At 59.7% G+C, this 13,721-nt stretch carries 8 protein-coding genes; 6 read left to right on the top strand and 2 right to left on the bottom strand.

Annotation, left to right across the window (positions count from 1 at the left end):
• Window positions 1–386 precede the first annotated feature (386 nt).
• The 6 genes from A1355_RS03235 (at window position 387) to A1355_RS03210 (ending at window position 9,774) form a co-directional block, all read left to right on the top strand.
• Window positions 387–1,520, top strand: coding sequence for a hypothetical protein (locus tag A1355_RS03235; protein ID WP_064024933.1), 1,134 nt, complete (start codon window positions 387–389; stop codon window positions 1,518–1,520).
• Window positions 1,517–1,981, top strand: coding sequence for a hypothetical protein (locus A1355_RS03230; RefSeq protein ID WP_064024931.1), 465 nt, complete (start codon window positions 1,517–1,519; stop codon window positions 1,979–1,981). Before A1355_RS03235 ends, A1355_RS03230 begins: the two co-directional genes overlap by 4 nt.
• On the top strand, window positions 1,960–4,626 hold the full coding sequence (locus A1355_RS03225; protein WP_082885331.1) for a hybrid sensor histidine kinase/response regulator: 2,667 nt from the start codon (window positions 1,960–1,962) through the stop codon (window positions 4,624–4,626). Before A1355_RS03230 ends, A1355_RS03225 begins: the two co-directional genes overlap by 22 nt.
• Window positions 4,627–4,723: 97 nt before the next feature.
• Window positions 4,724–6,511 carry a sigma-54-dependent Fis family transcriptional regulator gene (locus tag A1355_RS03220; RefSeq protein WP_064024927.1) on the top strand — a complete coding sequence of 596 codons (1,788 nt, stop codon included), beginning with the start codon at window positions 4,724–4,726 and terminating at the stop codon, window positions 6,509–6,511.
• Between the two features lie 135 nt (window positions 6,512–6,646).
• On the top strand, window positions 6,647–8,677 hold the full coding sequence (locus A1355_RS03215) for a methyl-accepting chemotaxis protein (protein ID WP_064024925.1): 2,031 nt from the start codon (window positions 6,647–6,649) through the stop codon (window positions 8,675–8,677).
• A 248-nt stretch (window positions 8,678–8,925) separates the two neighbouring features.
• Window positions 8,926–9,774 carry a hypothetical protein gene (locus tag A1355_RS03210; RefSeq protein WP_064024923.1) on the top strand — a complete coding sequence of 283 codons (849 nt, stop codon included), beginning with the start codon at window positions 8,926–8,928 and terminating at the stop codon, window positions 9,772–9,774.
• A 6-nt stretch (window positions 9,775–9,780) separates the two neighbouring features.
• On the opposite strand, the gene A1355_RS03205 is transcribed toward A1355_RS03210, so the two are convergent.
• Both A1355_RS03205 and A1355_RS03200 read right to left on the bottom strand, forming a co-directional pair.
• Entirely contained in the window at window positions 9,781–10,701 is a 921-nt protein-coding gene (locus A1355_RS03205; RefSeq protein ID WP_064024921.1) for a diguanylate cyclase domain-containing protein, read from the bottom strand.
• On the bottom strand, window positions 10,698–13,718 hold the full coding sequence (locus A1355_RS03200) for a hybrid sensor histidine kinase/response regulator (protein ID WP_064024919.1): 3,021 nt from the start codon (window positions 13,716–13,718) through the stop codon (window positions 10,698–10,700). Before A1355_RS03200 ends, A1355_RS03205 begins: the two co-directional genes overlap by 4 nt.
• Between the last annotated feature and the right edge of the window lie 3 nt (window positions 13,719–13,721).

Below are 13,721 nucleotides of genomic sequence, written 5' to 3'. Positions count from 1 at the left end.
AATGCGATTCGGCTCAGCCAACGCGGTTCGGCTCAGTCAACGCGGCTCCGCTCAGCCAACGCGGTTCGGCTCAGTCAACGCAGCTCCGCTCAGCCAATGCGATTCGGCGAAATCCATCGCCACACTTTACGCTGAAAGTCGGTGGACCTGGTACCGATACTTCGATTTCGCAACGCCGGCTATCGCTGCTAAAACTATTCCCTCAGCCTTGAGGTTGACTTTTCGGGACGAAAAGAGAGCGTGCTCGTTAGGATATTGGCTCGGCGAGCTACGAAATATCGTCGAGTTGTTAGCGAATTGTGCTAAATTCTATTGACTTTAAAATCAGGTGCCGTACAGAACGCCAGCAATGGAATGCCGGATTACCCGCCTAATAACAAAAACGCATGCGAAACCGATCGTTCATCACTCGAATCCGCCTAGCCTGGTGTTACACCGGACTACTGTTGTTGGCCGGCCCGAGCGGGTTTCCTCAGACAGCCCGAGCCGCCGGGCACAGTCATGCCGAACAATTGGCGATTCCGGATTCCAGCGATTTCCGGGGCGAGATGCTGTTATTCCCGGCCGTGACGGTGATCGACCGCTACGACCAAGGCCCGAAAAAGAAACCGGCCAACAGCGAAGTGATCCCGGAGATGAACTTCTTTTACACCGCCGATTACCAGCAATTCCGCTTTCTCGGCGAGTGGCTGGTGTCGACCAAGACTCACAACCTGGAGCGGATTCAGTTCGGTTTGCACTTAGGCGAGTCCAGTTTGTGGCTGGGCCGCTTTCACAACCCGATCGGCTATTGGAACATGCAGTACCATCACGGCGCTTTTCTGCAGAACACCGCCAGCCGGCCCGGCATCATGGCCTTCGAAACTCAGGGCGGCGTGATCCCCAATCATTTGACCGGTTTGTTCTGGGAAGGCGTGCATCAATTCGACGAAGCCGGCCTGTATTACTCGGTCGGCGCCGGCGCCGGGCCGTATCTGAAGCGCGGTTTGTCGGCCTTCAACGTGATCGAGCCGGGCGGTTCGCATCGGCCGGGCGCCACTTTCCGCTTGGGGTATCAGCCGGTCAGTTTCGGCGTCAACGAGTTCGGCATTTCCGGTGCCTATACCGAGATTCCGTCGGACCTCAACGACGTGCGCGAAGTGAAGCAATTCGTGGCCGGCGCTTATGCCAACTGGCAACAGGACAGCGTGCATCTGTTGAGCGAAGTGGTCTACGCCAACAGCCGCCTGGAGCACGACGCCGGCTTGCGTAACGGCGGCAGTTTCTTTAACGCCTACGCGCAAGCCGAATGGGCGTTCGCCGACGATTGGACCTTGATCGGCCGGATCGAAGGCACGCGCGGCGGTCAAAACGATCCTTATTTGGCGCTGTTTCCGCGCTACGTGCGGGACAGGCTGCTGGGCGGCTTGCGCTACCGGGTCAACAGCAATATGGCGCTGAAGGTGGAAGCTTCGCAGGATCATATCCGCGACGACCGTTACGGCCAGGTGATGTTTCAGTGGAGCGCGGTATTCCCATGAGACTCCGGCGCGCTTTATTTTGGTCGAGTTTGGCAGCGGCGCTGCTGTTCGGCGCGGCGCGGTCCGGCGCGATCAGCCGGCAGTCCCTGGTATTGGCGACCAGCGTCGATTCGGCGATGCCGTCTCTGACGGTTCAGGAAGCGCGTAAATTATTTCTAGGGGTGCCGTTGGAGAAAGACGGCGAGCATCCGGTGCCATTGGTGAACGCCAGCGATCCTTTGATTTATCAAGTCTTTCTGCAAAAAGTCGCGTTCATGTCGGCGACCGCCTACGAAAACCAAACCATCTCGGTGGTGTTCCGCCTGGGCGGCAAACGGCCGGAGCGCTACGACGATTACCAGCATCTGGTCGAGGCTTTGCAACAACACCCCGGCACCGTGACTTATTTGTGGGAAGATCAGGTGAAGGCAAACCAACGCATCAAATCCGTTAACGTACTATGGCAAGGATCTCTCGAGTAGGCCGCTTTTTTAATAGTTTTAACGGTCGAATGATCGTCGCGGTGGTCGGCATTCATTTATTGCTGGTGCCGATTTTGTTGTTCGGTATTTATCGGGTCATCAAGCCCAGCATGGAAGCCCAATTCGTCAACCAGGTGCGCTCCGACGCATTGATGTTCGGCAATCTGGTGTCGCCGCGATTGTCGCGCGGCGACATCGGCGAATTGCAGGGCTTGCTGGGCGAATTTTTGCTGAACGGCCGGCTGGCCTATGCCGAAATCGCCACCGAACAGGGGCAGGTCCATGCCGACGTGGCTTTGAACGCGCGGCAGGCGTTTCAGGAGGATTTTTTCTTCGGCGAACACGGCGACGGAATTTACTTCGTCGCGGTGCCGGTCAGCGCCGACAGCGGCCAATCGGCGACCTTGCGGCTGGGTTTCGACGAAAGTCAGATTCGTCGCGAGATTTACACGATTTACCAGCGCAGCGGTTATTTTGTCGCGGCTTACATGGGCTTGACCTTGCTGGTGGTCGGTTTGTTCGGCCGCAAGCTGGTGCTGCCGCTGGAGCGGTTGCGCGACGAAGCCGAGCAAATCGCCGAAGGCAATCATACCGGCAGTTTCAGCACCGGCACCCGGATCACCGAAGTCGCGGCCTTGGCCGAACATCTGGAAAAAATGCGCCAGGCGCTGTTGTCGGCCCGCGACGCGGCCTTGCAAGCCGCCGGCGCCAAGACCGAGTTTCTGGCCAATATGAGCCACGAAATCCGCACGCCGATGAACGGCATCATCGGCATGATAGGCTTGGCGCTGCGGACCGACTTGACGCCCCGCCAGCGCGAGTTTCTGGCGATGGCCAATAGTTCCGCCGATGCCTTGCTGCGCATCGTCAACGACATTCTGGACTTTTCCAAAATCGACGCCCGCAAACTGGAGCTGGACCACGCGCCGTTCCGCTTGCGCGAAAGTCTGGGCGATACCTTGAAGTTGCTGGCCGGCCATGCCCACGAAAAAGGCCTGGAGTTGATGCTGCGCATCGATCCGGAAGTGCCCGACGATTTGATCGGCGACACCGGCCGCTTGAACCAGGTCATCATTAATTTGGTCGGCAACGCGATCAAATTTACCCAGCACGGCCAAATCGTGGTTCAGGTCAAGCCCGAACACCACGACGCCGAGCGGGTTTGTCTGCACTTCGCGGTGCAGGATACCGGCATTGGCATTCCGGCCGACAAGCAGCGCCTGATTTTCGAGGCCTTCGCCCAAATCGACGCGTCCTCGACCCGCAAATTCGGCGGCACCGGCTTGGGGCTGTCGATTTCGTCGCGGCTGGTGGAATTGATGGGCGGCCATCTGGCTCTGGAAAGCGAACTGGATCGCGGCAGTACCTTCTTTTTCACGGCGGTATTCGAGCGCCACGTTCGGGCGGCTGACGACGTCCAAGTGCCGGAAATCGACGTTAAGGGCTTGCCGGTGCTGATTGTCGATGACAACCTGATCAATTTGCGGGTGTTCTCGGAAACCCTGAGCCATTGGGGCATGCTGCCGACTACCGTCGATAACGGCCAGGCGGCGATCGATGCGCTCCGCTGCTCGCGGGCCACCGATAGCGGTCAACGCTACGCGATGGTACTGCTGGACGCGATGATGCCGATGATGGACGGTTTTACCGTGGCCCAACGCATCCGCGAGGATCATCGCTTCGATCCGGTCACGATCATGATGCTGTCGTCGGCGGACCGGCCGGACGATTTCGAGCGCTGCCGCGACTTGGGCGTCAATTTATACGTGCGCAAGCCGGTCAAGCATTCCGAGCTGTGGAACGCGATCCAGTCCGCGCTCAGTCAAACCGAAGCCCGTTTCGCCGATAGCGCGCCGCCGGCATTGGCGCAGCCGCCCCGGCCGCTGCGCATCCTGCTGGCCGAGGACAATCCGGTCAATCAGTACATGGCGGTGGTGCTGCTGGAAGAGCGCGGTCATAAGTTGGAAGTCGCCAACAACGGCCGTGAAGTGCTGGACATCCTGGCGACCGGCAAGCCCTTCGATTTGGTGTTGATGGACGTGCAAATGCCGGTCATGGACGGTTTTCAGGCTACGGCGGCGATTCGTGAAGGCGAACGCGACAGCGGCCGGCATTTGCGCATCGTGGCGATGACCGCCCACGCGTTGAAGGGCGACCGCGAGCGTTGTCTGGCCGCCGGCATGGACGACTATATTTCCAAGCCGGTGCAGGAGCAGGAATTGCTGGCGACGGTCGAGCGTTGGGATTTGGCGCAAACCGATCAAGAGGGCGAGGTCGCCGTGGCCGAGCCGATGGCCGAACCGGCCCTGGAATGGCGGGAAGCGCTGCAGCGCGTCAGCGGTCGCCAGAACTTGCTGGGCAAAATGATGACGATGTTCCAGGAACAATCGGTGCAATTGTTGGCCGACGTCGAAAGCGCGATTCACAGCCAGGATGCCGCCAAGTTGCGGATGTCGGCGCATACCTTGAAAAGCTCGGCCAACAGCATCGGTGCGTTCGGTTTCGGTAAGATCGCTCAGCAACTGGAACTCCAGGGTCAGGCGGCGGAGTTTGCCGACGCGGCCGCCCAATTCGCGTTGCTGCAACAGGCCGGCGCGCGTTTGGAGCCCGCCATTCGGGAATACTTGAGCGAAAATCCGCAATGAGGCTTACGTTTGAAGATACGTTCATCGAAACGCGCCGAGCGATTCCTCGGCGAGCCGCCGGCCCGGCGGGTAAACGGTGGGCGCAGGGGGGATTGACATGAACAACGATCTAGCGGCCGCCACTTGCGTGCTGTTGGTGGACGACAATCCGATCAATCTGGTGGAATTGGCGGCATTGCTGGAGGACGCCGGCTACCAAGTGTTGAGCGCCGAAACCGGCGACGCGGCGGTCGATCAGGCAGTGGCCAAGCGCCCCGATTTGATTCTGTTGGATGTGTTGATGCCAGGCATCGACGGCTTCACCACCTGCGAAAACTTGAAGGCGATTCCGGCGACCCGAGACATTCCGGTGCTGTTCATGACCGCGCTGGCCGATACCGCCGACAAGGTCAAGGGCTTTCACGTCGGCGCGGTCGATTACATCACCAAACCGTTTCAGCACGAAGAAGTGCTGGCGAGGGTGCGGACCCATCTGACGCTGCAAAAGCTGAAATTGGAGTTGCAGGAAAAGGAAGAGCGCTTGTCGCGCATCTTCGAAAATGCGATGGATGCGATTCTGACGCTGGACCAGGCGGGCCGAATCACGCTGTTCAACGCCGCCGCCGAACAAATGTTTCGCTGTCAGGCCGGCGATACGATAGGCCGCTCGGTCGACCGGTTTTTAGCGCCGGAACTGAACAAAACCCTCACCAATTTTCGTAACGGCGTACCGGACAAGCAGGCCATCTGGCTTTCCGAAGGGATGGCGGCGGTCAGGGCGGATGGCGGCAATTTCCCGATCGAAGCGACGATATCGCGGGTGGAAGCCGCCGGCCAGCAGTTGTATATCCTGATTCTGCGCGACATTAACGAGCGCAAGGCCCGCGAGGAGGCCGAAGCCGAATGCAACACCTTGCGCGGCATTAATCTGTACTTGCAGGAAGAAGTGCTGGCCAGTCGTGACGGCGAGGAGTTGATCGGCAATTCGGTCGGCTTGCGCCAAGCGATGGCGTTGGTCAAGCAAGTGGCCGCCACCGACGCGACGGTGTTGATAACCGGCGAAACCGGTACCGGCAAGGAGTTGATCGCCCGCGCCATTCATAATCTGAGCGGTCGCAAATCCAAGACGCTGGTCAAACTGAATTGCGCGACGATCCCGGAAAATTTGGCCGAAAGCGAATTGTTCGGCCATGAGAAAGGCGCGTTTACCGGCGCGATCAACCGGAAATTGGGGCGTTTCGAACTGGCCAACGGCGGTACCTTGTTTTTGGACGAGATCGGCGAATTGCCGCTGGAAATTCAGGCCAAACTGCTGCGCGTGTTGCAGGAGGGCGAATTCGAGCGGGTCGGCGGCACTCAAACCTTGAAGTGCGACGTGCGGGTGATTGCCGCGACCCACCGCGATCTGGCCCAGTTTTCCCAAGAAGGGAAATTCCGAGCCGACTTGTATTACCGGATGAACGTGTTTCCGGTGCATTTGCCGCCGCTGCGCGAACGCAAGGAAGACATACCGCCGTTGGTCAAGCATTTCATCAACAAATACGCGGCCAAGTTCGGCAAGAAAATCACCGCGATTCCGGAGCGCTTGATGTCGGATATGCAAAGCTACGTTTGGCCCGGCAATATCCGCGAATTGCAACACATCATCGAGCGTGCGGTCATCCTGACCAACGGTTCGCAACTGGCCAACGTCGAATGCGTGCACGCTAGCGGCGGTGCGGTGCAGGCCAACGCGCCGATCGCGACGCTGGACGACGCCGAGCGGGCTCATATTCTGCGCGCGCTGGACGCTACCTCGTGGCGGATCGCCGGCAATCAGGGCGCCGCCAAAATTCTCGGCGTGCCGTCCACGACACTGCGCTCGCGAATGGAAAGGCTCGGTATCGTTAAACCGCTGCCGCGTTAACAGCGTTCGGCTAGGCTTAGTCCGGTTCGGCGGACTAAGCCCTTAGTGCGTCGGCAAGTCGCTTTAGCGACTCGGCTTTCTCGGACTACACTTGTTCGCTGATATTCTCGACGCATTTTAATTGGGCTCTGCACTATGACTGGGAACGGCCATTCCGGGACCGAAGCTTTTTCGTTGCGCAAATTGCTGGTGGCGATGACCGCCGGCGTCGCGTTGATTCTAATCGTTGGGAATGCCGTGGTCTGGATCACCCACGAGGGACTGCAAAGCGCCGAAACCGACAACCAGCGCTTGATGCGTGCGTCGTTGGCGTTCAAGGACGTGCGTTACCACGTCGTGCAAATACAACAATTCCTGACCGATGCGTCGGTGGTCGGTGAAGACGATTACGGCGTAGCGCGGGAAGAAAAATCCGCCGCGCATGCCGAACTTGCCGAGTTATCGACGATGCTGCCGGAGTTGCGCGCGGCGATCGCCGATGCCGATCGCTCGGTCGAAAATCTGTATGCCACCGGCGAACGGATGGCCAATGCCTATTTTCGCGATGGCCGCGAAGCCGGCAATCTGATCATGAAAGCGCCGAACGACGGCTTCGATGCCGCTTCGGCCAGTTTGGCCACGAGTCTGGACCAGTTGGCTGAGCGCTTGCAACAAAGCGTCAATGCCGCATCGGTACGGCAACGGGACATGCAAAGCCGCATGTTCGCCGTCAGCGCGACGGTGGCCGGACTGGCCTTGTTGCTGATCGTACTGGCCAATTATTGGCTGATGCGCAGACTGTTCGCGGTGCTGGGCGGCGAACCCAGCTACGCGACGGACATTGCCCGGACGATTGCCGGCGGCCATTTGGATATCGAGGTGCGAACCGCGCGACACGATAGCGCGAGTTTGTTGGCGGTCATGAAGATGATGGGCGCCTCCCTGGCCAGTCACATGCGGGAAATCAGCATGGCCAGTAAGCAGATAGGCCAATCGTCCTATCAGATTTCCAACATCTCCGGCGATATTTCCAACGCCAATCGTTCCGAGCAGGCCCGTTCCACCGAAGTAAGGCAGGCGACCGATGCGTTGCGCTCTTCCACCGAGGAAGTGGAGCGCTTTACGCTTACCATTCGCCAGCGCACCTTGGAAACCCAAGACACCGCGCAACAAGGGCTATTGGCGGTCAGCGAAAATCTCGACGAGATGCGGCGGGTCGTCAGCGAAGTGGAAAGCGCCGAGGCCAAAACCAATGCGTTGCGTCAGGCTAATCGGCAAATTCAGGACATTACCACGACCATCCGCAACATCACCGAGCAAACCAATCTGTTGGCGCTCAACGCCGCGATCGAAGCGGCCAGGGCCGGAGAGTACGGCCGCGGTTTCGCCGTCGTCGCCGACGAAGTGCGGAAGTTGGCCCAAAACGCGTCCGGCGCGACCGCCGAAATCGCCGGCATTATCGCCGAACTGACCCAGATCATCGAAGAAAACACTCAAGCGATGACGTCGATCATTCAGGCCACTCAACAAGGCATGGAAAAAGCCGAGTCGACCAGCGTGGTGATACACCGGATTGTCGGCCAGATCGAGGAAAACGCGTCGACCGCGCAACAAATATCCGACGTCACACGCAATCAACTGGACAACGTGTCCCGGTTGCAGACCCGTGTCGAGGCTTTGTTCGAAGCCTTGGGTCAAAACGAATCCAAAGTACATATCACCCGGACCGTCAGCGACGACCTGTATGTGGTCACCGAAAAATTGCGGGCCATGCTGGAGCATTTCAGTTTCGATGCCAACAGGAAAACGACGCCCATCCCCAATGAACACCGCCGGTTTCCTCGCACCAGCCATTATCTACTGGCGCATATCGATGCGAAGAATAGAAGTCTGGACGGGGTAACCGCCGATTTCAGCATGAGTGGTGCTTGTCTGCGTTTACCGCTGCCGCTGCCGTGCGGGGAGAACGAAACCATCGCCGTTCAGTTGCGTATTCCGTACGACAACATCGATCAGTACGCGCACCAGGCGCCGCTGGAATTGGACTGCCGGATCGTCTGGTATAAAGTCGTCGACGACGAACATCATTACGGCGTCAAGTTCCCGGAATCGCTATCGCCGGCGGCGGTTAACGGCTTGAAAACCTGCTTCGACTTCTTTAATCACGCGTCCACCTATCGCGGCTAAGCCCTTGTCATGGACGGCGTCGGACATGGCGCGGATGTCCCGCGCCGGAACGCCGATAATCCCGGCCAAACTCCCTCCCTGCCCGGTTTTTCATCGTGGCCGATTCTTGATGGAACCGGATGTTCGCGGGGCGCTGGCGGAATGCCCGGAATGACTCTACACTGGTCTGGCCTGCTAGAATGATCGGCGGGCGCCGCATCCATCGGTGGGCATACCGATTCGAACAAGGACATCAACAGGAGTGGAACATGCTTAAGAAATTATCAATTGTCGCCGGATTTTGCTGGCTGCACGCGCCGCTGCAAGCGGCCACGCTCGGCGACCTCCAGTCGTTGCCGTCGGCTATCCAGGACTGCCTGGATGAGGCCGATTGCAGCGTCGCCGACCAAAGCGATTTCGATTTGGCCGGGATCGCCGCGTTTCGCTATCAGGCCGGGACGTTCGACGGTTACTTGCTGCGCTATTCGCTGATCGCGCCGTCCGCCGCGGTCGATATTTCGGATTATCCGGTGTTGAATCTTCAAGAAGCCGCGGCCCAGGCGCAAATCAACGAAAGCACGCCATTGGCCGGGACGGTTTGGCTGAAGCTGGCTTCGCGTTACGGCGCGGGCGGCGGGAACGCGGCGTTGTACTTTGAGCACGTGACGCCCGTGGACAAGTCCGTGTTGATGCATCTTGGCGACACGACCTATCCGGATGTGCTGAATTTTCAGTTGAACGATCAGGCATTGGCGGCCGGCGGGGCTTATCGCAGCGTGGCGCTGAATTCGGAAGGTAGCGTCGAAGCTGGCGATCTGGTGGCCGACGAGCCGCTTCTGGTTTGCATATCCGAGGGATGCGGAACTTACCAAGCCTTGCATCTGGTTGGTGTTAATTATGCGTGGGACGGCGCGAACTGGGTGCTGCAATTTGCCGCCGACGATATGCAGCGGGAGTTGTACGTAGAAAACACAACCTATAACGGCCAATATGGCTATTCATACCACAACCGCGATTACTACGTCGGTTCGGTGCCGTTGCCGGCGGCCGGCGGGCTGTGCTTGGTCGGTCTAGCCTGGTTGGGCGGATTGGCTCGGCGTGGGGCTGCGGCCGCTTGATCGCACTCAGGCCGCTGGGCCGCCCTCGGCCCGATTGCGGCCGGCGGCCTTGGCTTGGTAGAGCCTGCGGTCGGCTTCGTCCAACAGTTCGGACGGGGCTTGCTCGGTGTGCGGTATTAATGCGGCGCTGCCGGCGCTGATCGTAATCCAGGGCGAGGTTTCCGATTGCGCGTGGGGGATATGCAGGGCTTCGATACGCTGACGAAAATGCTCGGCCAGGGCGCGAGCACCGTCGGCGTCGGTTTCCGGCAGTAGCGCGACGAATTCCTCGCCGCCGTAGCGAGCGACCAGATCGGCGGAGCGGCCGGTGGCGTCGGCCAGTTCGCCGGCGACCCGCTTCAGACACAAATCGCCGGCGCCGTGGCCGTGATGATCGTTATAAGCCTTGAAAAAGTCCACATCCACCAACACGGCGGCCAATGGGGTCTGGTTGCGTTGGGCGCGTTTCCATTCGCTTTCCAAGGCTTGATCGAAGCGGCGCCGATTGGGTATGCCGGTCAGGCCGTCGATCCAGGCCATCGTTTCCAGCAGGTCGGTGGCTTGTTTCAACCGGATGTGGTTGCGGATTCTAGCCTTGACGACCGGCAGATAAAACGGTTTGGTGATGTAATCCAGCGCCCCCAGGTTCAGGCCGCGTTCCTCGTCGTTCGCGCCGTTCAAGGCCGTGACGAAGATCACCGGAATTCGGCTGGTTTGCGGATTGGCTTTCAGATGGCGGCAGACTTCGTAGCCGTCCATGTCCGGCATCATGACATCCAGCAAAATCAAGTCCGGCGGTCCCTGGCTGGCGACGGCTTCCAACGCCGCCGCGCCGCTGGCCGCCACCTTGATCCGATAATCGCCGATCAGGTTTTCGGCCAGCACCTGGATGTTGGTGGGGGTGTCGTCGACGATCAGAATTAGCGGTTTGGGCGTATCGGCGTTCATCGATGTTCTCCGGTCAAATGGCGCTGGACCAGGGTTTCTAGGTCGGTCAGCGCGGCGAGCGCTTGCCGGTAGTCTATCAGTTCGATTTGTTTCTCGATTTGCTTCAATAGCCTGCGGCCGTCGGCGCTCGGCACCGTGTAGCGCAGGTGTTCGATCAAATCGCGCGGCACGTAATCGCTGCCCTCCAACAAAGCCCGCAAGCGGGCGGCCAGGGTGGCGGCGGTAGGGTAATCGCCGTTCGCGTTCATTGCATCGCTTTCGTCGGTGAGATAGTCGGCAATGGTTTGTAAGGTGGCGGCCAAGGTTTGCTCGAACTCCGCTTTGGCGGTGGCGTTCTTGACTTCCTGTTGTAAATCGGATTCCAGCCGACCGGCGGCGCGGCTCAATTCGATCGCGCCGACCGCGCCGGCCGCGCCCTTCAAATGGTGTAACCAATTCGCGGCGGCGGTCGCGTCATCGAGCCACAGCGGATCGAACTGGCCGGCCGCACCGGCGAATGCCGATGCGAAGTGCTCCAGCAAGCGGCGCAGTTTGGCGTCGCTACCGATGGCCAAGTGTAGGTATTCCGGGTCGAAACCAGGCAACTCGGCGGCCAGGTTGTCGTCCGGCCAGTTGTCCGGCGACTTTGCATCGGGCTGCGCCGACGCCGCCGATGGCTTGATATTGCGCAATAGCGCGGCGATCAGCGTCTGCGGCAGCACCGGCTTGCCGACGTGATCGTTCATGCCGGCCGCGTAGCACTCGTTGCGCTCGCGCTCCTGGACCGCGGCCGTCATCGCGATGATCGGTAGGTCGGCGTAAGCCGGGTTTTGGCGAATCAGCCGGGTGGCTTCGATGCCGCTCATCTCCGGCATCTGCAAATCCATTAGTACCGCGTCGTAGCGCTTGTTGCTCAGCGCGGCAACGCCTTCGCGGCCGTTGTTGGCGACGTCGACTTCCAGGCCGGCGTTTTGCAAATATTCGCAGGTCACGATCTGGTTGATTTCGTTGTCTTCGACCAACAGGAGCTTGGCGCCGCGGATCGGCGCGGCCAGCGTCGCCAATTGCGGCCGGGCTTGCTCGGCGGTCGGAAAGACTTTGCCGCCTTGCAGGCGGGTGACGGCATCCAACAACATTGAAGGCATGACCGGTTTGACCAGAATGTCGTCGGGTATCGCGTCGCCAGCCGCGTTCAACAGGCTTTCGCGGCTGAAGGCGGTAACCATGATGACCACCGGCGCGTGGCGGATTTCGGAACGCTTCACCATGTCCTTGATCGCGCGGGTGACTTGAACGCCGTCCAGTCCCGGCATTTTCCAGTCCAGCAACACCAGTTCGAAGTCGCGGCCGCTGTCGTTGGCTTTGCGCAGGCACAACAAGGCCTCGTCGCCGCTGGCGGCTTCGGCGGCCTCGAAACCCCAGGCTTGCAGAATCTCTCTGAGCATCTGCCGGGAAATGTCTAGGTCGTCGACGATCAACACCCGCATGCTGTGCAGGTTGCCGGACAACACTGCGGCGCCGGGTTCCCGCGGATAGTCGAAGCACAGCGAGAATTCGAATTGGCTGCCGCGGCCGATTTCGCTGTGTACCGACAGATCGCCGCCCATCATTTCGACCAGGCGTTTGCTGATGGTCAGGCCCAGACCGGTACCGCCGAAACGGCGGGTAATCGAGCCGTCGGCCTGGGTGAAGGCTTGAAATAGGTTGGCGGCCTGATCTTCGGTCATGCCGATGCCGGTATCGCGTACCGCGAAATTCAACATGACCCGGCCGGGTTCGGCGCTGACCAGTGTGACCTTGATGTGTATTTCGCCGCGTTGAGTGAACTTGACCGCGTTGCCGACCAGATTGTTTAACACTTGGCCGAGCCGTAGCGCGTCGCCGTTCAGGTAAGGCGGCGTGGCGGGGTCGAGTTCCAGTACCACTTCCAGTTCTTTTTCCTCGGCGCGGACGATGAACAGATTCAGGACGTTTTCCAGTACTTCCTCGATATTAAAGGGTTCGACGACCAGTTCCATCCGGCCGGCCTCGATTTTCGAATAATCGAGGATGTCGTTGGTGATCGAGAGTAGGGCCAGCGACGAAGTATGGATTTTGTGCAGGTAGTCGCGCAGTTTGGTCGATGGATTGCTGTTCAAGGCCAAATCGGAGAGGCCGATGATCGCGTTCATCGGCGTGCGGATCTCGTGGCTCATATTGGCGAGGAATAGTCCCTTGGAGCGCGAAGCGGCTTCCGCCTGATCCTTGGCCAGCAGTAATTCGGCGGTGCGTTGGGCGACTTCTTCTTCCAGGCGGTCGCGATGGTCGGTCAGCGTTTTGTCGCGTAACTGGATTTCTTCCAGCATGCTGTTGAAAGCCAATACCAACTCGCCGATGTCGTCGCGACCGTGTCGCGGCACGCGCAAGCTGTAGTTTTTTTCGTGGGCGATCAATCGGGCCGTGGTCGCCAGCTCTTCGATCGGCCGGGAAATCACCCGTTGCAGGCGAAGCGCCAACAGCGACACCACAGTCAAGGCCAGGGCGGCACCGGCCAAACCCTTGCCCAAATCGGTCAGTTGTTCGTTCCATTGCTGGGTGAAATCGGCTTGCAGCAGCAGGTAGCCGATCTGTTCGTTTTTGCGCACGACGGGAATATACAGGTCGGCGCGTCTCTCCCAGAAGTTGGTACGCATTTCCTGTGTCGGGACGCCGTAGTCGGCGGGTGGCGCGGTGATTTCGCCGCGCGGATTCCAGTTGGCCAGCACCGTGCCGTCGGCGGCGATCATCCAGGCCGACAGTATTTCGGTGTGATCCTTGAGAGAGGCCAACAGGCGCTTGGCTTCGGTCCGGTCCGAAAAAACCAGCGCGGCCTGGCCGTTTTCCGCCAGCACGTCGGCCAGGCCGGAGACTTGCTGCAACGCGCTTCGGTATCGGCTGACCGCCGAGCTGACCGCCATCACCGACAGGCTGACCAGCAGGCAGGCCGCGCAGCTCAACATGATGATAGTGACCAGTTTGCGTCGCAGCGACCAGTTCGCGAAGTCGGGTAACACACGCATCGG

Origin of the sequence: Methylomonas koyamae (genome assembly GCF_001644025.1) — a bacterium.
In the GTDB taxonomy this organism is placed as follows: Bacteria; Pseudomonadota; Gammaproteobacteria; order Methylococcales; family Methylomonadaceae; genus Methylomonas; species Methylomonas koyamae_A.
The sequence above is the reverse complement of the archived record's forward strand: the minus strand, read 5'-3'. Positions and strand labels throughout refer to the sequence as shown.

What these genes read in the sequence shown, in the direction of transcription:
- A1355_RS03230 (WP_064024931.1), top strand. Translation starts at nt 1,517, where the DNA reads ATGAGACTCCGGCGCGCTTTATTTTGGTCGAGTTTGGCAGCGGCGCTG.
- A1355_RS03215 (WP_064024925.1), top strand. Translation starts at nt 6,647, where the DNA reads ATGACTGGGAACGGCCATTCCGGGACCGAAGCTTTTTCGTTGCGCAAA.
- A1355_RS03210 (WP_064024923.1), top strand. Translation starts at nt 8,926, where the DNA reads ATGCTTAAGAAATTATCAATTGTCGCCGGATTTTGCTGGCTGCACGCG.
- A1355_RS03205 (WP_064024921.1), bottom strand. Translation starts at nt 10,701, where the DNA reads ATGAACGCCGATACGCCCAAACCGCTAATTCTGATCGTCGACGACACC.
- A1355_RS03220 (WP_064024927.1), top strand. Translation starts at nt 4,724, where the DNA reads ATGAACAACGATCTAGCGGCCGCCACTTGCGTGCTGTTGGTGGACGAC.
- A1355_RS03235 (WP_064024933.1), top strand. Translation starts at nt 387, where the DNA reads ATGCGAAACCGATCGTTCATCACTCGAATCCGCCTAGCCTGGTGTTAC.
- A1355_RS03225 (WP_082885331.1), top strand. Translation starts at nt 1,960, where the DNA reads ATGGCAAGGATCTCTCGAGTAGGCCGCTTTTTTAATAGTTTTAACGGT.
- A1355_RS03200 (WP_064024919.1), bottom strand. Translation starts at nt 13,718, where the DNA reads ATGCGTGTGTTACCCGACTTCGCGAACTGGTCGCTGCGACGCAAACTG.